Annotated in this window: 17 protein-coding genes and 2 tRNA genes; 4 read left to right on the forward strand and 15 right to left on the reverse strand. The window is 59.6% G+C overall.

The window, feature by feature from the left end; translation table 11 throughout:
* Positions 1–21: 21 nt before the first annotated feature.
* The 4 genes from rnr to PUT78_RS11360 form a co-directional block, all read right to left on the reverse strand.
* A complete protein-coding gene (gene rnr, locus PUT78_RS11345) occupies positions 22–2271 on the reverse strand; it encodes a ribonuclease R (protein WP_274352381.1) in 2250 nt (749 codons plus the stop codon).
* Positions 2272–2440: 169 nt separating this feature from the next.
* On the reverse strand, positions 2441–2863 hold the full coding sequence (locus tag PUT78_RS11350; RefSeq protein ID WP_274352382.1) for a GNAT family N-acetyltransferase: 423 nt from the start codon (positions 2861–2863) through the stop codon (positions 2441–2443).
* Entirely contained in the window at positions 2860–4008 is a 1149-nt protein-coding gene (gene dapE / locus PUT78_RS11355; protein WP_274352383.1) for a succinyl-diaminopimelate desuccinylase, read from the reverse strand. The genes PUT78_RS11350 and dapE overlap by 4 nt, the downstream gene beginning before the upstream one ends.
* Positions 4001–4363 (reverse strand): hypothetical protein, encoded by a 363-nt coding sequence (locus tag PUT78_RS11360; protein WP_274352384.1) that lies wholly within the window; start codon positions 4361–4363, stop codon positions 4001–4003. Before PUT78_RS11360 ends, dapE begins: the two co-directional genes overlap by 8 nt.
* Positions 4364–4498: 135 nt before the next feature.
* On the opposite strand from PUT78_RS11360, the gene PUT78_RS11365 reads away from it, so the two are divergent.
* Positions 4499–5590, forward strand: coding sequence for a UDP-3-O-(3-hydroxymyristoyl)glucosamine N-acyltransferase (locus PUT78_RS11365; RefSeq protein WP_274352385.1), 1092 nt, complete (start codon positions 4499–4501; stop codon positions 5588–5590).
* Positions 5591–5947: 357 nt separating this feature from the next.
* Here PUT78_RS11365 and PUT78_RS11370 read toward each other — a convergent pair whose 3' ends face one another.
* From PUT78_RS11370 to ectA, 4 genes are read right to left on the reverse strand one after another with little or no spacing between them, the layout of a single operon-like run.
* Positions 5948–7387 (reverse strand): aspartate kinase, encoded by a 1440-nt coding sequence (locus tag PUT78_RS11370; protein WP_274352386.1) that lies wholly within the window; start codon positions 7385–7387, stop codon positions 5948–5950.
* Positions 7388–7430: 43 nt separating this feature from the next.
* Positions 7431–7817 carry an ectoine synthase gene (locus PUT78_RS11375; protein ID WP_274352387.1) on the reverse strand — a complete coding sequence of 129 codons (387 nt, stop codon included), beginning with the start codon at positions 7815–7817 and terminating at the stop codon, positions 7431–7433.
* A 6-nt stretch (positions 7818–7823) separates the two neighbouring features.
* Entirely contained in the window at positions 7824–9101 is a 1278-nt protein-coding gene (gene ectB / locus PUT78_RS11380; protein WP_274352388.1) for a diaminobutyrate--2-oxoglutarate transaminase, read from the reverse strand.
* A 50-nt stretch (positions 9102–9151) separates the two neighbouring features.
* A complete protein-coding gene (gene ectA / locus PUT78_RS11385; protein ID WP_274352389.1) occupies positions 9152–9694 on the reverse strand; it encodes a diaminobutyrate acetyltransferase in 543 nt (180 codons plus the stop codon).
* Positions 9695–9990: 296 nt separating this feature from the next.
* On the opposite strand from ectA, the gene PUT78_RS11390 reads away from it, so the two are divergent.
* Entirely contained in the window at positions 9991–10485 is a 495-nt protein-coding gene (locus tag PUT78_RS11390) for a MarR family winged helix-turn-helix transcriptional regulator (protein WP_274352390.1), read from the forward strand.
* Between the two features lie 17 nt (positions 10486–10502).
* Here the strand turns inward: PUT78_RS11390 and PUT78_RS11395 are convergent, their stop codons facing one another.
* Entirely contained in the window at positions 10503–13607 is a 3105-nt protein-coding gene (locus PUT78_RS11395) for a valine--tRNA ligase (RefSeq protein ID WP_274352391.1), read from the reverse strand.
* A gap of 143 nt (positions 13608–13750) precedes the next feature.
* On the opposite strand from PUT78_RS11395, the gene PUT78_RS11400 reads away from it, so the two are divergent.
* Positions 13751–14470: a DUF3592 domain-containing protein gene (locus PUT78_RS11400; protein WP_274352392.1), complete on the forward strand. Its 720-nt coding sequence runs from the start codon at positions 13751–13753 to the stop codon at positions 14468–14470.
* Here the strand turns inward: PUT78_RS11400 and PUT78_RS11405 are convergent.
* The gene (locus PUT78_RS11405; protein WP_274352393.1) at positions 14467–15501 is read right to left on the reverse strand and encodes a LacI family DNA-binding transcriptional regulator; all 1035 of its coding nucleotides are present in this window, start codon (positions 15499–15501) and stop codon (positions 14467–14469) included. The genes PUT78_RS11400 and PUT78_RS11405 overlap by 4 nt on opposite strands.
* Before the next feature lie 119 nt (positions 15502–15620).
* On the opposite strand from PUT78_RS11405, the gene PUT78_RS11410 reads away from it, so the two are divergent.
* Positions 15621–15697 (forward strand) — tRNA-Arg (locus tag PUT78_RS11410).
* A gap of 232 nt (positions 15698–15929) precedes the next feature.
* Here PUT78_RS11410 and PUT78_RS11415 read toward each other — a convergent pair.
* From PUT78_RS11415 to PUT78_RS11435, 5 genes are all read right to left on the reverse strand, one after another.
* Positions 15930–16781 (reverse strand): ABC transporter permease, encoded by an 852-nt coding sequence (locus PUT78_RS11415; protein ID WP_274352394.1) that lies wholly within the window; start codon positions 16779–16781, stop codon positions 15930–15932.
* A gap of 12 nt (positions 16782–16793) precedes the next feature.
* Positions 16794–18089: an ABC transporter permease gene (locus tag PUT78_RS11420; protein WP_274352395.1), complete on the reverse strand. Its 1296-nt coding sequence runs from the start codon at positions 18087–18089 to the stop codon at positions 16794–16796.
* Between the two features lie 87 nt (positions 18090–18176).
* The gene (locus PUT78_RS11425; RefSeq protein WP_274352396.1) at positions 18177–19280 is read right to left on the reverse strand and encodes an ABC transporter substrate-binding protein; all 1104 of its coding nucleotides are present in this window, start codon (positions 19278–19280) and stop codon (positions 18177–18179) included.
* 99 nt (positions 19281–19379) lie between these two features.
* Complete coding sequence (locus tag PUT78_RS11430; protein ID WP_274352397.1) at positions 19380–20483, reverse strand: ABC transporter ATP-binding protein; 1104 nt, start codon at positions 20481–20483, stop codon at positions 19380–19382.
* A 260-nt stretch (positions 20484–20743) separates the two neighbouring features.
* Positions 20744–20830, reverse strand: a tRNA-Leu gene (locus PUT78_RS11435).
* Between the last annotated feature and the right edge of the window lie 112 nt (positions 20831–20942).

Here is a 20942-nt window from a genome sequence, read left to right on the forward strand (position 1 = left end):
GATATGACGCAGCGTCCGATGTCAGCGGCCCTTGCGTTTGGCCTTCTTGCTGGCTTTTGCGTCGCCGGTCCGGCGTTTTCCGACCGCGCGCCGCACAGGGCGGCCGCGCCCATGGCGGCCCCGCGGGTTGCGGGCGGGGGCTTCGCCCTCCACCTCCAGCAGTTCCAGCGCCAGCCCGCCGGTCACAGGTTCGGCCTCTGCCAGCTTGACCTTCACACGCTGGCCCAGACTGATGCGAAAGCCCGTGCGTTCCCCTTCCAGAACCTGCGTTTCCGGGTCATGGCGGAAATATTCATCCCCGATCGCGCGAATGGGCACCAGCCCGTCCGCGCCGGTTTCATCCAGTTTCACAAAGACCCCGAAACGCGCAACCCCCGACACGCGGCCGGTAAATTCCGCGCCGACCCGTTCGGTCAGAAACGCCGCCAGGTAGCGATCAACCGTGTCACGTTCAGCAGCCATGGACCGGCGTTCGGCTTCAGATATTGCCTTGGCGGTTTCATCCAGATGGTCGAGATCCCATTGCGTCAGCCCGTCATCGCCCCAGCGATGCGCTGAAACCAATGCCCGATGCACAATCAGGTCGGCATAGCGCCGGATGGGCGAGGTGAAATGCGCGTATTCCCGCAAGGCCAGCCCGAAATGCCCGAAATTGCTGGCATTGTAATAGGCTTGCGTCATAGATCGCAGGGTGGCCATATTGATCAATTCGTCAAATTCGGTGCCTTCGGCCTGCGCCAGCAACTGGTTGAAATGGCGGGTTTTCAGAACTTGCCCTTTGGCAAGGGTGAAGCCGGATTCGCGCGCCAGTTCCCGCAGCGATTCCATCTTTTCGGGGCTGGGTTCCTCGTGCACGCGATAGAGCAACGCCGACCCCCTTTCGCGCAGGGTTTCGGCGGCCGCAACATTGGCAAGGACCATGAAATCCTCGACCAGTTTATGCGCATCGAACCGTTCCTTGAACGCCACCGATGTCACGCGCCCTTCATCCGACAGCACGATCTGGCGTTCGGGCAGGTCAATATCCAGCGGCTGGCGGCGGTCGCGCGCATAGCGTAGCGCGCGATATGCGCCAAACAGGTCGCGTAGCCCGTCTGCCAGTGGCGTGGTCGCGTCGTCCAGTCGCCCTTCATCCGCGGCCTGCGCCTGCTCATAGGTCAGCGACGCACGCGAACGCATCATCGCACGGTGAAAATCATGCGTCAGCTTGTTGCCATGCGTATCAATCACCATACGCAGCGCAATGCAGGGCCGGTCCACCCCTTCATGCAGCGAACATAGATCCCCCGACAGGATGTCCGGCAGCATGGGCACAACGCGGTCGGGAAAATAGGTGGAATTGCCGCGCCTGCGCGCTTCACGGTCCAGTTCAGACCCAGGGCGCACATAGGCGGCAACATCCGCGATGGCCACCCACAGAATGAACCCACCGGGGTTTTCGGGGTCGGTATCTACCGTGGCCATGATGGCATCATCATGATCGCGCGCATCCCATGGGTCGATCGTCATCAGCGCCAGATCGCGCAGATCACTGCGGCCCGCCAGTTCTGCGGGTTCAGCCCTGTCCGCTTCGGCAATCACCGCATCAGGGAAGGCATCGCGGATGCCATGCTGATGAATGGCAATCAGGGACACGGCCTTGGGGGCGGTCGGGTCACCAAGGCGCGCAATGATGCGCGCGGCGGGCGGGCCGAAGCGTCCCTTGCCCAGCGGTTCAGCATGGACCAGTTCGCCATCCTGCGCGCCCTCAGTATCATGGGGGGCCACGCGCCAGTCACGATCCGCACCCTTGTCGATGGGAACAACCCGCCCGCCTTCGGCTGATTTGCGGAATACCCCCAGAATTCGCGCGGGGTTGGTGCCGATCTTGCGCATCAGCCGCGCCTGATAGTCATAATCCGGGCCGCGAATGGCCTCCACCCGCGCCAGAACACGGTCGCCTTCTCCAAGGGCGGGGTCATCGCTGCGGGTCAGGAACAGAATGCGCGGCGCAGGGCCTTCGCTGCGCCATTCGACCGCACGCGCGAACAGATCGCCCTGCGCGTCAGGGGCCAGAATTTCCAGCACCGTGACCGGCGGCAATGCGCCCGTGCCCCCTTTGGAACGGCGGCGCGGCAGAACGCCCTCGCCCTCCAGCTCGCGCAGCATGGCCTTCAGGTCAATCTTGGCGCCACCCTTGATGCCAAATGCCTTGGCAATATCACGCCTGCTGGCGGCGGGGTTTTCCGCAATCCATGCGCGCAGCTGGTCCAGGTTTGGCAACTGTTTCATACAAATTCCCTGCGTTCAGTATGGCCCGCGCACGTTGCGCAAGGCAGGGGTAAAACCCCTGCCGGGGGTGGGTGGGCGGGGCGGAACGGGCGCGGGCCAAGGCCGGACGGAAAGCGTGTCATCCGCACCCTCTAGCATGCGCTGCCTGTGCCGTCACGGCGCATTCCGATCACACCGGACGCAGCATATCACGATGCGCAATACCCGCATCCAGATATTCCGGCCCAACGGCAATAAAGCCCAGCCGTTCATAAAACCCGATGGCGTATATCTGTGCGCCCAGCTGCGCCTGTGTAACGCCCTCGATCTGGCGCATGCAGTCAAGCGCGGCCTCGATCAGTGCAATCCCGATGCCCTGCCCGCGTTGGTCCGCCAGCACGCATACACGCCCGATCTTGCCTGTGGTGCCTGCAACGATGACGCGCGCGCACCCCACTGCGCGCCCGTCCTTGCGCGCCAGCAGATGCAGCGCATCCCCGTCGCGTCCGTCCACTTCCTCGATCACCGAAACGCCCTGTTCCTCGACAAACACAGCGCGGCGCAGCGCGTGACAGGTGGCAATATCTTCGGTCAGGGCGATGGACAGACTCATGCGAAATATTCCCGCAGGATACGGCCATAGATGGATTTCAACTGGTGTATGTGGTCAACCTCGGCGAATTCATCCACCTGATGCATGGACGTGCCTACAAGCCCGAATTCCACCACAGGGCAATGGTCCTTGATAAAACGCGCATCCGATGTACCACCCGATGTGGACAGCACAGGCACAATTCCGCATTCGGCAGTGACGGCGGCGGCCACCAGATCCGACAGCGGCCCCGGCGGGGTCAGGAAACTTTCGCCCGATATCTGTATATCCAGATCCAGCGTCACGCCTGTCCCCGCACTGATTTCATCCGCTACATCGCGCAGCCAGTCCGACAGGCTGGCACCCGAATGCAGGTCATTGAAACGAATATTCAGCGCCGCGCGCCCCTGCGCGGGGATAACATTCGTTGCGGGATTGCCCACATCAATGCTTGTCAGCGCCAGTGTGGACGGGTCGAAATGATCAGTGCCATGGTCCAGCGCGTGACCTGCCAGCCGGTCCAGATAGCGCACCAGCACCGGCAGCGGGTTTGCTGCGCGGTGCGGATAGGCGGCATGCCCTTGCCGCCCGCGTGCCACAACATGTGCGTTCAGCGACCCACGCCGCCCGATCTTGATCATCTCACCCATGGTTTGCGGGCAGGTCGGCTCCCCAACGATACAGACCGACATCGCCTCTCCGCGCGGGGCCATCCAGTCCAGCAGCGCCAATGTGCCATCACGCCCCGGCCCTTCTTCATCGCCGGTGATGGTCAGGATCACGGCCCCGTCGGGCGGCGTATCCTGCACGAAATCCACAGCCGCCGCCACAAATGCCGCGACACCAGATTTCATGTCACACGCGCCACGCCCCCAGATACGGCCCGCATCAATATCCCCGCCAAAGGGTGCGCGGGTCCAGTCATCGGGGTTGCCAAGCGGCACCACATCGGTATGGCCATTAAACCCCAAGCTGCGCGCATGCCCCCGCGCGCCCCAACGCGCGAACAGGTTGGGCGTGCCGTTGCGGTCAACACGGATGCAGGTGAACCCCGCCCCTTCCAGCACGGATTGTAGCAATTGCAGCGCACCGCCTTCTTCCGGGGTGACAGACGGGCAGCGGATCAGGCTTTGCGTCAGCGCAACGGGGCACAGCGTATCAGTCATTTTCATCCGCATCACTGAACCATGTTTTCTGCGCAACAATCACGGCGTTTTCGGCCAATGCGCGCGCCATCAGGTCACGTTCTTCGGCGGGCACTTCGTCACCCGCAGCAAGCCGTTCATCCAATGTACCATAGCTGGTGACATCCAGGGGGCGCAAATCAGCCTGTTTCAGCACGGCCACGGTTTCGCGCACGGCCTCCCCCTCATCCACGCCGGTCGCATAGACCAGCAGCCCCGCGCCAGTCGCCCCTTTGGGCAAGCTGTCACCAGGCATATGCCCCAGTTCAACCAGAAGCGTATACACCTGTTGCGGGCGTTTGGGCTTTTCGGGGGCCGGGGCTGGTGTGTCGGGCATGGGCGGGGTTCCTTTTGCTCTTTTCACTGTCAGGAATTAGCCCGCAGGGCAAGCCCCCGATGCGCGCAGGGGGCTGGTCCCGGTGGCCGGGTTTCGGTATGGAAAGGGCTGAAACAGTCAAGCGGAGTGCCAGCCATGCCCCATACGATCGCGGAAATTGCCCAGGCATTGGGACTGCGTGCCGAAGGGGCGCTTGATCTGGCCATCACCCATGCCGCTGAACCTGCACAGGCGGGGCGTGATGCGCTGGCCATGGCAATGGACCCAAAATATGCCGCAGGGCTGGCGCAGGGGCAGGCACAGGCCGCCATCCTGTGGGACGGCGCGGACTGGCAGGCGCTGGGACTGAAAGCTGCGGTCTTTGCCCCGCGCCCCCGCTGGGCCATGGCGGGCATTTCCGAATTGCTGGATCCGGGCTATGATTTCGGCGCAGGCATTCACCCGCAATCCTTTATTCACCCGAGCGCACGAGTGGCCGACGGGGCTTGCATCGGCCCCTTCACCAGCATCGGCGCGCGCGCGGTCATTGGCCCGAATGCCCGCATTGCCCCGAATGTCACCGTGGCCGAAGATGTAGTGATCGGTGCGGATGTCATTTTGCATGCGGGCGCGCGCATCGGCGCGCGTGTGCGCATCGGGGACCGTTTCATCGGGCAGCCCAATTGCGTTGTGGGCGGTTGCGGGTTCAGTTTTGTCACCCCCGAACCATCCGGCGCGGAAGATGTGCGTGCCAGCCTGTCGGGGGAACGGCAGGTGCGCGCACAGAAATGGCACCGCATCCAGTCTCTGGGGGCCGTGCGCATTGGCGATGATGTGGAACTGGGCGCAAATTCATCCATCGACCGGGGCACCATCCGCGACACTGTTATCGGGTCCGGCACCAAGATCGATTCGGTCTGTCAGATCGGCCATAATGTTCAGATGGGCGAAGACTGCATGATGTGCGGCATGGCGGGCGTTGCGGGGTCCGCGCGCATTGGCAACCGTGTCCTGCTGGCGGGCAAGGTTGCCGTGAATGACAATATCTTCGTGGGCGATGATGCGATTGTCGGCGGGGCCAGCCGGGTGTTTACCAATGTCCCCGCCGGGCGCGCGGTTCTGGGTGATCCGGCCACCAAGCTGGAAACGCAGCTGGAAATCCGCAAGATCATCCGCCGCCTGCCGCGACTTGTGGCAAATGTTGCCAAGTTGCAGGACGCCGTTTTCGGCCCGGATCGCAAGGGGTAACGGGCCACGTTCAGCCTGAAGTCCAAGGGTCGCGGGCCGTTGAGTTCCCAAAGGCGCGGAGCCAAGGCCGCAGGCTGGCCCGCGCCACCGGTGGGCCGTCCCGCAGCCTACCCGTTCCGCTGGCGTCATGCCAAGCGTTTGAGCTTAGGATCATGCCGCCTGCATAAAGTGAATTCCTCCGACGCCGGACCGGCAGCCCCCGGCCCACCGCTGGCGCGGGCTATATTCATTCACCACTGCCCCCCTCAGCCCTGAACCGGCCAGCACTTGCGGTTGCCATCCGATACGAACGTGTCCATAAATCAAAGCCCGCAACCGGAAGGCTGCGGGCTTTGGGATGTTTCATATCACTGCTGTTCAGGCGGCCTTGCGCGGCGCGGCTTTCGCGGGTTCGTTTTCTGCTTCGGTCACCATGGCATGGTGCAACACCTTGATCGCCTCATTCTTGCTGTCGCGCGGCAACAGGAACTGCACTTCGACACGGCGCAGGCCCTGCTGGGCGGCCAATGCCTTGATACCGGCATCTTCCAGCGCCATCAGACCGCGCGCCAGCACCGAAATCTCGCGCAGGTCAGACCCGATGACTGACACCATGGCCAGCGGACGCGCTGTCACTTCGGCATTGGGATAGGTTTTCAGGATATCGCTTTCAACACGCCGGATGGCCTTCAGCGACCCGCTCAGATAATGGGTGATGGTATTGGCATTGGAATGTTTCGACACGATCCAGATATTATGCCGTGCCAGCGCCTCCAGAATGCAGGCGTCATAGCCTTTGACACCCACCATATCGGGTTCATGCACTTCAAACGCATGCACACCAAGTCCGGTGACCATTTCCACCCGCCCGGCACTTCCGCCATCGGGACCGATCAGCGTGCCCGGATCTTCGGGTTCAAACGCGTGTTTCACGCGCAAGGGCACATCCGCGCGGCGCAGCACGCGCGCCGCATTCGGGTGAATAGCTTCCATCCCCAGATTGGACAACTGATCGGCCACGTCATAGCTGGTGCGACCAATCTTGCGGGTGTTTTCTTCGCCGACGATTTTCGGATCCGCCGATGACAGGTGGAATTCCTTGTGGATGATCGCTTCTGCCGCGCCGGTCTGGGCGGCCAGATGCGCGAATACCACTTCAGAATAGCCGCGATCATATTCGCGCATCAGCCCTTCCGCGCAATGCGCGTAACCCGTGACAATCGGCAGTTCAGACGCAAAATCAATGCCTTCCATCGCATTGTTCAGGCGATCTGACAGGGAAGGATTGCTGTCATCACGCCAGCCTGACAGATCGACGAAGCGCGCGTTCACGCCTTGGCGTTGCAGCAGCAGTGCCGTGACAAAGGCGGAGTGCGCCTCTCCCATGCCGGACAGCAATTCGCGCACGGTCTGCATTTGCTGATCGATGCGGAAATGGCCATACGACCCCAGACGCTGCAAATCCAGCAGACAGGCACGCGCCCCTTCGATCCGGTCGCGCACGAAAGCATCGGCGCGGTCGCGGTCGCCGTCATGATCCAGGATATCACCGTGAATTTCGCACATGCGCGCGGCAGTATCGCGCAACGCATCGCCCCAGCCCGCGCCACTGTCATCATTGGCAAAACGGGCATAGACACCGGGCGATCCGGTCTTTTTATGTTCCAGCAGCATATTGGTGATGCCGCCAAATGCCGACACGACAAAAACGCGGTTATAGATTGCGCCCTGATCGCGGTTGCCGACATATAACGTGTCCAGCAATTCGCGGGCGCGGCTCATACATGTGCCGCCGATTTTCTCAACTGTGTGGGTCATGGGGTTTCGGGCAGGTGGCTTTTCACCCCTGCCCACCTTTGGTTCAGGAATTTTCCAGCGCGTAAGACCCGTCTTCGCGGTGCACTTCATTGCCCGTCACAGGCGGGTTGAAGCAGCACGCAAAGACCATTTCGGTCTTGCAACGCAGCGTGTGCTTGTCATGCAGGTTCAGCGCATACATGACACCGGGGCGCAGCTCATGCACCTCGCCGGTGGCAAGATCTTCAATACTGCCTTCGCCCGCGATGCAATACACGCTTTCAAAGTGGTTCTTGTAGTGGAACGTATGTTCACTGCCCGCCGCAATGGTGGTGATATGGAACGAAAACCCCATCCCGTCATCGGCCAGCAACAAGCGCACCGATTCCCATTGCTGGGCGCCAACACGGCGGTCGGTTGTTTTTTCCTTGTGGAAATCACGAATGATCATGGCTGCTTACTCCGCTGCGATTCTTTGACTGGCTTGTGCCTGAACGGCAGCTTCAAGGATATCAAGCCCGGCTGCAAACTGTTCCTGCGCAATGGTCAGCGGGGCCAGAACCTTGACCACTTCATCATGCGCGCCGGATGTTTCGATGATCAACCCATGCTCGAAACATGTCGCACAAATGGCCGCAGCCATGTCGCCATTGCCCACATCGATACCCTGCATCATGCCGCGCCCCTTCAGGCGCGCACCCGGAACACAGGCCGCAATCGCGCGCAGGCGTTCGGTCAGATAAGCGGATTTCGCTTCGGTCTGGCGCTGGAATGCGTCATTCGACCAGAATTTTTCCAGCGCGACCCGTGCCGTGACAAAGGCATGGTTATTGCCGCGGAACGTGCCGTTATGTTCGGCCGGTTTCCACACATCCAGATCAGGGCGGATCAACAGCCCGGCAAAGGGCAGGCCCATCCCCGACAGGGATTTCGCCAGCGGAATCAGGTCCGGCTGAATGCCCATCCCCTCGAAACTGAAGAAGGGACCAGTGCGGCCAATGCCTGCCTGAATGTCATCCATGATGATCAGCGCGCCATGTTCGCGCGCAAGCGTTTGCAGCCCTTTCAGGAATTCCGTGCTGGCGGCGTTCAGCCCGCCTTCGCCCTGCACAGGTTCGATCAGGAATGCCGCAGGCGCGTCAATCCCGCTGGACGGGTTTTCCAGCATCGCACGGATCATCGACAGGGAATCAACCCCTTCCATAGCACCCTCATAGGGCATGCGCACCACGCCGGACAGCGCCATACCGGCCCCTGCCCGCTTGCCAGCATTGCCGGTTGCAGCCAGCGCGCCCATGGTCATGCCATGAAACCCGTTGGTAAACGCAATGATCGTTTCGCGCCCTGTGGTCTTGCGCGCCAGCTTCATCGCGGCCTCGACCGCGTTCGTGCCGGTGGGGCCGGTGAACATGAATCGGTAATCCATGCCGCGCGGTGTCAGGATCAGGCGTTCAAACGCGTCCAGAAACTCTGCCTTGGCGTCGGTATGCATGTCCAGACCATGGGTCACACCGTCACGGCTGATATACTCCAGCAGCGCTGCTTTCATGTCAGGGTCGTTATGCCCGTAGTTCAGCGAGGAACACCCGGCCAGAAAGTCGGTATAGTTGCGCCCCTCGGCATCGGTCATCGTGGCGTTCTGCGCCTTGGTAAATGTCACCGGAAAGGCGCGGCAATAGCTGCGCGCCTGCGATTCACGGCGTGAATAAATGTCGGTCTTGGAACCGTTGGTCATGGCTTTTGGCCTCTCAATACGTCAATGAAGTGGTCTGCCCGCGGTAGGATTCAGGCTGCGATACGCAGCGCCTTGCGTGGCAGGTTGATTGTCACCAGATGCTCGGTCGCATGCTGGCCATCCAGATGATTATCGCAATCGAAATGCGGTGCATCCGCAAGACGCCCCCCCAGATCGCGCGCGAAACTGCGGAACAACCCCCAGGACGCGCCGTTGCTTTTGGTAATCGTGGTTTCCATGGCCTGCACTTCTGCGCAGGCGGGGCGGTTGAGCAACGCCTTCAGCATACGTTTGCCCAGACCAAGCCCGCGCGCATCTGCATGCACCGCGACCTGCCAGACGAATATCGTATCGGGCTGGTCGGGCGGGATATGGCCGGAAATCCAGCCCAGCACCTGACCATCGCGTTCGGCAAGAACGCAGGTTTCGGCAAAATGGTCGCACTGAACAAGGTTCATATACATCGAATTCTGATCCAGCGGTGGGCAGGCCGCAACCAGCTTCCAGACCTCGGACCCGTCTTCCTTGCATGGCTTGCGCAGGTGTAACAGGTCACCACTCGCGCTTACAATTTTCAGGTTTTCTTTCGACATGTGCTCATTTTCTGGTCGTTTCCTTTGGAGTACGATATATAGCGACCTCAGATATTTTTTCAACCGTAAGGAAATATGGACGCAGCTTGACGAATTATTATAAAAATATCATATACTTACCACCATAATACCGCTAAAATTCCACCTGAATCCAAAAAATTGTTTCGTTTATGCAATTATTCGCTTGGCAAAGCATTTTTCGGGCGATCGGCGAAAACCTTATAAAGATGGGCCTTGAACTTATGCATCCCGCGCGGCAATGTGGCGGTTACCCATTCCAGAACTGCAAGGCTGACGTGACCGACCGTTCTTCTGACACGCTGATAGCGCTGCGCCGGATCATGCATGCGCTTGACGGCAATGCCCGCGCGATGGCGCGGGCGTCCAACCTGTCGCAGGCGCAATTGCTTGTGCTTTATACGCTGGCCAGCAACGGGCAGGAAATGCCGCGCGACATTGCGCGCGCGCTTGGCGTTGGTCAGGCCACGATTTCCACCCAGATTGACAAGCTGGAACTGCGCGGGCTGGTGCGGCGCGAACGCCGTCATTCCGACCGGCGCGCGATTTGGGTTATCCTGACAGATACCGGGCGCGCCCTGCTGGACCAGACACCCGACCCGCTGCATGAACGTTTCACCACGCGGTTTCGCAAACTGGAAAGCTGGGAACAGACCATGTTGCTGGCCGCAGTCGAACGCCTGGGCAGCCTGTTTGACGCTGAAAACACAACGCCCTTCCCCCCGACAGAGGATGCGCGCAGCACAATCGTCGTGGAAGAGGCAGAGGGTTAACCCCTGCCCCTGATCTGTCAGGCAATATCCTGAAGTTGCGCCAGCGCGCGGCCAAGGCGGTCAATCTCTTCCCCCAGAAGGGCGGATTTCTCGCGCGCTTCACTCACCACCTCTTCCGGCGCGCTGGCCACGAACCGGGCGTTGTTCAACCGCCCTTCAATGCCCGCGCGTTCCTTTTCGGCCTTGGCCTGTGTCTTTTGCAGCCGGTCTTTTTCGGCGGCAATATCGATCACCCCCTCCAGCGGCAGCCCGAACGTGCCCCCTTCGACCGCGACGGTAATGGACCCTTTGGGCAGGGCATCGACCTGTTCCAATGACGCAATCCGCGCCAGTTTCGACACCAGCGCCATGTTGCGCGCCAGCGCCGCCTGCCCGTCTGCATTCAGGTCCAGTTGCACCATGTTCAGCTTCAGCCCCACCGGCACGCGCAATTGCTGCCGCGCGGAGCGGATGGTTTCGATCAGCCCGATCACCCAGTTCATTTCGCGCATGGCGGCCGCATCGACCAGTTCCGCACCATACTCGGGCCAGTCCGCATGCGCGCAGATCTTGTCGCGCGCCCCCGTCAGGTGCCACAATTCTTCGGTGATGAAGGGCATGATCGGGTGCAGCATGATCATGCACTGGTCCAGCACCCAACCCATGGTGTCGCGGGTTTCCTGCGCCTGATCCCCGTCAAACAGCGGTTTGGCGAATTCCACATACCAGTCGCACACTTTGCCCCAGACGAAGGCATAAAGCGCATTCGCGGCATCGTTGAACCGGTAATCATTCAGCGCGGCATCCACGGTTTCGCGCACTTTGGCGGTTTCTGACATGATCCAGCGGTTGACAGTCGCTTGCGCTTGCGGTGGGGCCGCTTGCGTTCTGTGGTTTTCCCAAACCCCGTTCATTTCGGCGAACCGGCAAGCATTCCACAGTTTGGTGGTGAAATTGCGATACCCCGCAATGCGTTGGGTGTCGAGTTTCAGAACCCCGCCCATGCTGGCCATGGACGCATTGGTGAAGCGCAGCGCATCCGCGCCGAATTCGTCAATGATTTCCAGCGGATCGACGACATTGCCAAGCGATTTGGACATCTTCTTACCCTTGGCATCGCGCACAAGGCCGTGCAGATAGACATGGTGGAAGGGGATGTCATCCACCACCGCCAGCTGCATCATCATCATGCGCGCGACCCAGAAGAACAGGATGTCCTGCCCGGTGATCAGAACAGAGGTCGGGAAGAACCGTTTAAGCTCATCCGTCTGCTCCGGCCAGCCCAGCGTCCCGATGGGCCAGAGGCCCGAGGAAAACCATGTGTCGAGGACGTCGGGGTCGCGCCAAAGTCGCACGATCACTGCACCGGGCTTTCCTGGGAGATCAGGCCTTTTCATATGCCAAGCACCAAGATCCGGTTCATACCGCGCGAATTGTATCTCTACTGGCTCGCCAAGTTTCTTCGAGAAGTATGCGTGAGCTTCGGCATAAACTTCCTCTAGGGTGCCTTTGCAAAACTGGCGCGTTATGTGACCGAATTTTGCACCGTAGGGATGATCGAATGAACCCTGTTGCTCCAACTCGGACGCAGGTCTGATGAAACCATCATCTCCAATATCGCCCGCGTACCAAACCGGTATCTGATGCCCCCACCACAACTGCCGCGAAATGCACCATGGCTCGATATTCTCCAGCCAATGGAAATAGGTCTTCTCACCCGACTCCGGCATGATCTTCACCCGGCCATCACGCACCGCATCCAGCGCAGGCCCGACAACCTTTTCGGCATCGACAAACCACTGGTCGGTCAACATCGGCTCAATCACCACTTTTGAGCGGTCGCCAAAGGGTTGCATGATCTTCTTCGCCTCAACCAGCGGCACCTGCTCTGCGGGATCATCGTCCTCGCCCAGCTTGCGCCCCAGCCGCGGGTCATCCGCGCGGGTCATCACCGCCAGCCCCTCGGCGGTGATTTCCGCCACCACAGCCTTGCGGGCGTCATAGCGGTCGAGGCCGCGCAAATGGTCGGGCACAAGGTTCAGCGCGTCGGCCTCTGCCTCCGACAGCACCCGCTCGCCGCGCGCCACTGCGCCCGCAATCTCAGCCGCCTCGGCATAAGGCGCACCATCGGCGCGCATCTGCGCTTTGGTGTCCATCAACCGGTACATCGGAATCCCGCCGCGCTTGGCCACGCCATAGTCATTGGCATCATGCGCGCCGGTAATCTTGACCGCGCCGGACCCGAAGGCGGGGTCCGGGTACTCATCGGTGATGATGGGAATCAAACGACGATGTTCTTTCGGGCCAACAGGGATTTCACATAGTTTTCCGATAATTGGCGCATAACGTTCATCTGATGGATGAACTGCAACCGCGCCATCGCCCAGCATGGTTTCGGGCCGCGTGGTGGCAATGGAAATGTAATCGCGCATTTCATCGACAACCACAGCCCCATCGGCATCCTTCTCGACATAGCGATAGGTCGCGCCACCGGCGAGCGGATATTTGAAATGCCACATATGCCCGTCCGTCTCGATATTCTCGACTTCCAGATCGGAAATGGCGGTTTCGAAATGCGGATCCCAGTTGACCAGCCGCTTGCCGCGATAGATGAGGCCCTTGTTATACATGTCCACGAAGACCTTGATCACGGCATCGTGGAAATTGCCGTCCTCGCCGGGCGGGCAATTCGGCGCCCCTGACATGGTGAAGGCATTGCGCGACCAGTCCAGCGAACAGCCCAACCGCTGCAACTGCCCGATAATGGTGCCGCCCGATTGCGCCTTCCACTCCCAGACTTTCGCAAGAAATTCGTCGCGCGTGAAATCAGTGCGCTTCTTGCCGTCCTTGGCCAGTTCGCGTTCCACCACCATCTGGGTGGCAATGCCCGCATGGTCCTGCCCCGGCTGCCACAGCGTGTCGAACCCCTGCATCCGCTTCCAGCGCACCAGAATATCCTGAAGCGTGTTGTTGAACGCATGGCCCATATGCAGGCTGCCGGTCACATTGGGCGGCGGAATCATGATGCTGAAGGCGTCATCGCGGCGCTTGTTTGCACCTGCCTTGAACGCGCCGGCCTGTTCCCAAAGCGCGGCAATGCGCGCCTCGGCGGTTTTTGCATCAAAATTCTTGTCCATCGCCATCTGTCCGGCCCCGCTTTTCGTGTTTGACCCCGTATGTAACGCCCCGCGCGGTCAAGGGAAAGCCCCGCAACAGCACGGTTTGCGGGTTCGGTGCTTTGGGTTAAGATAGGCAAAACAGCAGTGCGCAACACGGGTGCAAGGCCATGCAACGCAAACCGGTATCCTATTGGCATCTGATCAAGCGGCTGCGGCTGTATTGGCTTGGCTTTCCACTGGTTTTTGCGTTGGGATTCGGCGGTATTGCCCTGAGCATAGGGGCGCAAGTGGCGCTGCTGGCGCGCGAAGGGGTAAGCGGTGACGCCCTGGTGATTGCCCGCCAGATTGAACGGCGGCGCGATTCGGATGGCAAGGAAACCGTGTCCTATTACCTGCGCTATCGCTACAATGCCGAAGGCCGCGCCGAGCCGATCGAGAAACGCCAAAGCGTCAGTCGCAGGCTGTATGACCGGGCGCGCGAAGGCCAGTCCATTCCCGTAACCTATGCATGGACACAGCCCGAACGTGCCAGCGTTGATCTGCGCCATGACCGGATCGGGCTGATCATTTTTGGCACGATCGGCGCAATCGCTTCTGTGGTCACGCTGGGATTGGGCTGGTGGATGCTGGGGCGCAAGCTGTCGATCATCCGCGCCCTGCGCCATGGTGAAATCCGCGAGGCGCGTGTCACGGCGCTGGAGCGCACCAATACCGAAATAAACAAACAGCAACAATACAGGCTGGAATGGCGCGACGCGACAGGGGCCGAGGGGCGCTCGATGATGGCAAGCCATAACAAGCTTGCAGCCTACCCTGTCGGCGATGTGATCATTGTCTATATCGACCCGAAAACCGGCACCGGCTGGTGGGACGTGCAGGTCTGCTAGGCTTTGCGGATGGTGTCGCCTTGCTCGACCCGGGGCGCAAGCTCGATCCGTTTGCCACCGATGATGCCGTCATCGCTGACCCCGGACACGATCTCGGCCGCTTTCCGACCAATTTCATGGCGACACGCGTCAGTGGTGGCCAGCCGCATTTTTAAGCCCGCCAGCATTTCCAGCCCGTTAAACCCTGCAAGCCCGATTGTATTGGGCACGTCCATCCCCTGATCCAGGCAAAACAGCAGGCCCCCTGCCCCAATCATATCATTGGAGTAATACAGAAAATCCAGATCTGGACTGCGCTTCAAGATCGCTTGTGTCATCTCGCGCCCCTTGGCCAGAGATGACCCGCCCGCGTAATGTTCGGTATCTGCAAGCTGCAAGCCTGCCTCGGCCAGAACCTCGGCAAAACCTTCCAGGCGTTTGCGCGCGCGGTGGTCATCTGGCATTTTCGAGCCCAGAAACCCGATCCTGCGATAGCCCGCGGCCAGAATGGTCTGTGCCATCTCGCGGCCCGCCCGCTTGTGCGAAATACCGACAAGAGCATCAATTGGCTCGCCGTCAATATCCATGATCTCGACAATCGGAATACCGGCATTTGCCAGCATGGCTCGCGCGGCATCGGTATGCTCTAGCCCTGCCACAATCATCCCCGAAGGCCGCCATGACAGCATTTCATAGATGACGTTTTCCTCACGATCGAGCTTGTAATCGGACGCGCCAAAAACGGGTTGCAGCCCCGAATCTTCCAGCGCTGTTGAAATCCCGCCCAGCACTTCGGGAAACACCATATTGGCCAGCGACGGTATGACCACCCCCACCAGATTAACCCGCTGGCTGGCCAGCGCACCGGCAATCTTGTTGGGCACATAGCCAAGCGCCTTGGCCGCAGCCAGCACCTTGTCACGCGTTGCAGGCGACACATCGGCACGGTTGCGCAACACGCGGCTGACAGTCATTTCGCTGACACCGCTGGCTTCGGAAACATCGCGCAGCGTCAGCGGCCGGTGGCTTTCGGGGGGAAGATAAGGGGGCAAATCGGTAATCCTGCAAGTGTCTGGATAATGTGATGTTAGCGCCTGATGACAACAATGAGCAAGAGCGAAGCCGCCCCCCCGTGACAAGCGCCGCGTGAAGGGGTATTGCAGGGCGCGCTGGCCCCGTGGCTCAACTGGATAGAGCAGCCCCCTCCTAAGGGGCAGGTTGCAGGTTCGAATCCTGCCGGGGTCACCAAGATTTCAATGATCTGCGCGGCGCTGGTACTTCCGCGACCCCCGTTCACCCCGGCAGATTGGGCTTGGTCCGGCCACATTATTCTCGGCAAACATGGCGACAAGCTTTCCACTTGTGCGCAGCAAAGGCTCTGGCGAATCTTTGCGTTAATGCGCGCGGCCTTCGCCGGTTGAGGGTGCAGGTCATCGAAGCAGAAAACCGGTTCCCGCCTTATCCCTCAACCTGCGCCAGTTTATTGCGGGGACAGGCCGCGCATCCGTTCGCCCCTGCGGCGCAGCAGTTCAACCACAGTCAACAGCGCAACCGACACCATGACCAGAATGGTTGCCACTGCCAGAATTGTCGGGCTGATATCCTCGCGGATACCGGACCACATTTCCCGCGGAATGGTGCGCTGTTCAACGCCGGCCACAAACAACACCACGACAATTTCATCAAATGAAGTGATGAAGGCAAAGAGTGCGCCCGAAATCACGCCGGGCAGAATAAGTGGCATCGTGATCTTGAAAAAGGTGCGCGTCGGCGATGCGCCCAGATTGGCCGCGGCCCGCGTCAGGGAATGGTCGAACCCGACCAGGGTCGCTGTGACCGTGATCACGACAAAGGGGGTGCCAAGCGCCGCATGTGCCAGCACGACACCCAGATAGGTCTGTGCGATATTGATGCTGGAGAAGAAGAAGAACATCCCCGCAGCCGAAATGATCAGTGGCACAATCATTGGCGAAATCAGAACGCCCATGATCAGCGCCTTGGCGGGCATTTCCGAGCGCGACAGACCAAGTGCGGCCAATGTTCCCAGCGATGTGGACAGCAGGGTTGCCGCAATCCCGATACCAAAGGAATTGCGGATTGACCGCATCCAGCTGTCAGACCCCAGAAAATCCTGATACCAGCGCAAGGAATACCCATCCGGGTTCAGTGTCAGCATTTCCCGCGTGAAGGTAAAATAGGGCTGCGCATTGAAACTCAGCGGGATCATGATCAGAATCGGCGCCAGCAGGAAGAAGAAGATCGCAAAGCAGATCACCCGGAAGGCGTAATGCCAGATCTTGTCCTTGGCGGTATAATATGCGGGAAGTGCCATGTCGTTGCCCCCTTACCCGAGTTTCAGGCTGTCAGCGCCGACAAGCCGGTTATACAGCCAATACAGCACCAGAACCCCCACCAGCAGCATCGTGCCAAGTGCGGCCGCCAGCCCCCAGTTCAGGGATTGCTGGATATGACGTGCAATTTCATTGGAGATCATCCGCCCCGACTGGCCACCCACAAGCGCGGGCGTGATGTAATAGCCGATGGAAATGATGAACACCAACACGCCCCCTGCCCCGATTCCCGGCAATGTCTGAGGGAAATACACACGGCGGAACGCGGTCCACGGCGTGGCGCCAAGGCTTTTGGCCGCACGGGTATAAGTGACGGGTATGGTGCGCATGACCGAATACAGCGGCAACACCATGAAGGGCAGCAGAATATGCGTCATAGCTATGATCGTGCCGGTCTGGTTATAGATCATGTTTAATCGGTTCCCGTCCGAAATCAGCCCGATATTGACCAGCAGTTCATTGATGACACCTTGTTGTTGCAACAGCACGATCCAGGCAGATGTCCGCACCAGAAGTGATGTCCAGAAGGGCAACAGCACCGCGATCATCAGCAGGTTGGCATAGCGCATCGGCAGATTCGCCAGGAAATAGGCAATCGGGAAACCAAGCGCGAAGGTCATGAAGGTAATTGCAAGGCTCAGCGCCAATGTGCGCCCGAACAACGAGACGTAGATCCGCCGGTTTTCATCGCGCTGCACGATATTTCCGGCCTCGTCATATTCGCGGTCCAGCGCCGCGACATAGTAGGATGCGGTAAGCGGGCGGCCTTCGCGCTTGATAATGCGCCATAGTTCCGGCTGGCCCCACAGGCGGTGGGCATCCGTGAAGGCGTCGGAAAACGGGGCTTCGAAATTCGGGACATCACGCGAGGTGCGCGAAATTGCACTGCGCGCCGCGCTGAGTTCATAGTTCAGGCGAATGCCAAGCGGACCGATCGCCTGTTCACGGCGCGGGCGATCAAGGTCTTCCAACATGTCGGCATGCAGCGCGGCAAAGACAGGTTCATCAGGTATGCCCTGCCCGTCCCATGTTTCCAGCGCCTGAAGGGTGCGCGGCAATGCATTGACGATCTGCGGGTTATCAACCGACCGCCACATCATCTGTGCGATAGGAAAAGCAAAGAAAATCAAAATGAAGGCAAGCAACGGTGCCACCAGCGCCAGCGCGGTCAGTTTGCGGCGGCGGTTCGCACGTTCAAGCGCCCTGCGCAATGGCGTTCCATCCGCGGTGACCAGTTTTTCGCGGCGGGCGGGTGGCGGCGCAGTTAGGGTCGCATCGGCCTGAGACATGAGTAATTTCCTTGCAGCATAGGCAGGACAGCCGGTCACGTACCGGGCGCGCGGTACCGCGCGCCCGGTTTGTTCAGGATACGCAGATTATTGCAGCATCCAGTTTGCAAAACGCTCGCGCATTTCATCGCCGTAATCGACCCAGAAATCATTATCCAGCACGATTGGCGCATAGTAGTTGTCGGGGTTCGTGGGCATATGCGGGCCCATGTCAATTCCCAGATCAGCATGCTCGCCGACAAGTTCAGCCGATGATGCGCGCGCCGGACCATAGCTGATGAACTTCGCCTGATCTGCCAGACGCTGGGTGTCGGTGGCGAAATGCAGATAGTCCATCACCACTTCCATGTTCGGGCCATCTGCGGGCACAACCCAGCCGTCCCATTCCACGACCTGACCATCCCAGATGATGGCAGCATCCATGCCCTCGACCTCGATGGCCTCGAACATCCGGCCGTTATAGCCGGTGGCAAAGGCAACTTCGCCATCCGCCAGAAGCTGCGGTGCCTGTGCGCCTTCGGTCCAGAAAATGATGTGGTCCTTGATCGTGTCGAGTTTCGCGAAAGCGCGGTCCACACCTTCAGGGGTTCTCAGCACGTCATAGATATCTTCGGGGTCCACGCCATCGGCATAAAGCGCCCATTCCATGTTCGTGCCCGGACGGTCCTGCAGTGCGCGACGACCGGGGAAGTTCTCGACATCAAACAGATCATTGATGCTGGCCGGATGCGCACCATCTTCGAATGCGCCCGGACGATAGGTCAGCACAGTTGAATACACGATCTGCGGAATGAAGCATTCCCCAAGGCTGCCGGGAAGGAAATCTTCGCTGGCAGGCGTGCCATCGGGTGCAGCGGCCAGCATTTCATCATGGTCGATCTGCATGATGATGCCTTCGTCACAGGCAAGCTGCGCATCAGACGGCAGCATGTCGACCAGATCCCAGGTCACGTTGCCCGCCTGGCTTTGCGCCCGCAGACCGGCCAGCGCGTTGGCAGACCCGTCGTCATTGTTGATGGTCACATGTGGGTTCGCTTCCATATAGGGATCATGATAAGCGCGTTGCTGGCTGGCGGTATATGCGCCGCCCCATGATACGATGGTCAGCGAAACCGGGTCTTGCGCAGCCGCACTCAGCGCCAGAACGCTGGCAGCGGCACTCAGACCGAACAGTTTTGTTGTCGATGACATAGATAACCTCCTTGGTTAGTTAATCGCGCCAGATATACTCTGGCGTTTTTTATGTTGTCCCGTCCCCGGTCCATACAAATATTGGCCGCGCATACCGCGTCAGGCGTGGTCGAGCGCGCGACAATCCGTCGGCATCCAGCCGATTTCGATCATGTCACCCGGCTTGTGCCGCACCTGATCAGGCGCGTTGCGGGTTTTCATGATGAAATTCTCGTTTCCGGCCACTTTCAGGCGCGTGCGAAACACATCGCCCATATAGATGAATTCCTTCACCTCGGCCTTGATGGTGTGGGCGTGGGCGCCCAACCGGTCCTTGTTGGACTCTACCCGTTCGGGACGAATGGACACAGTGGTCCGTTCACCAACCTTGTTCACATTGACAGGTTTGGCGTCGATAACCTCGCCACCATCCAGCTCAACAATACAGGTTTCGCCCCTTATCTCTTTAATAACGCCATCCAACGTGTTGTTTTCGCCGATAAACTGCGCAACGAAGCTGTTACGTGGCGCTTCATACAGCACATCCGGCGGGTCCAGTTGCTGGATGCGCCCGTCATCGAACACGGCAACATTGTCGGACATGGTCAGCGCTTCGGTCTGGTCATGGGTCACATAGACAGTGGTGATCCCCAGATCATGCGCAAGGCGGGTTATTTCAAACTGCATATGTTCGCGCAATTGCTTGTCCAGCGCGCCCAGCGGTTCATCCATCAACACCAGTTCGGGTTCAAACACCAGCGCGCGTGCAAGCGCAATACGCTGCTGCTGTCCACCCGAAAGTTGCGCAGGCCTGCGATTGGCGAAGGCGCCCATCTGCACCATGTCCAGCGCGCGCATGATCTTCTTCTCGCGGTCGGACTTGCCCATTCCCCGCACTTCCAGCGGAAAGGACAGGTTTTCTCCCACTGTCATATGCGGAAACAGCGCGTAATTCTGGAACACCATGCCGATGCCACGCTTATGTGGCGGCACCGAATTGATCGGGCGCCCATCAAGCAGGATTTCGCCATGTGTTGCTGTTTCAAACCCTGCCAGCATCATCAGGCAGGTTGTTTTGCCGGACCCGGACGGGCCGAGCATTGTCAGGAACTCCCCCCTTCCCACCGAAAGGTTCAGATCCTTGACCACCAGTGTTTCGCCGTCATAGCTTTTCTGGACGCCATCAAATACGACAAATCCGTCGCGCGATTCAGATGCGCTCACGCTGATCTCCCCGTGTGTCGGCGGTATCCCGCTCTTTTCATGACACCAGTAAAACCAACGATTTCCAACATTGCAACCAGTAACTACAGAGGCGTCGGAATAAGCAAAAAATCAGTAATAATTCCGGCAAAATGCTTAATTTGCGGTCGTTTTCACCGCCTATCAGGCAGGGAAGCAACCATATTGCCATATACGCATCTGCCGCCACACCCCGGGAACCGGCATATGACGCAAAACTGGATTCACAGGCTTCAGATAAATGGTGCGGTCGAGAAGACTCGAACTTCCACGGGAGTTACCCCACAGCGACCTCAACGCTGCGCGTCTACCAATTCCGCCACGACCGCACATGACTTGGTGGCGGCGTAATACTCGGTCACCTTGCGCTTGTGAAGGGGGAAAACGCGCAGAATTCACGAAAGCGGCGCTGGCCCTGACAGAAGGGCGCGCAAGTGACTG

Source organism: Roseinatronobacter alkalisoli (assembly GCF_028745735.1).
GTDB classification, from domain to species: domain Bacteria; phylum Pseudomonadota; class Alphaproteobacteria; order Rhodobacterales; family Rhodobacteraceae; genus Roseinatronobacter; species Roseinatronobacter alkalisoli.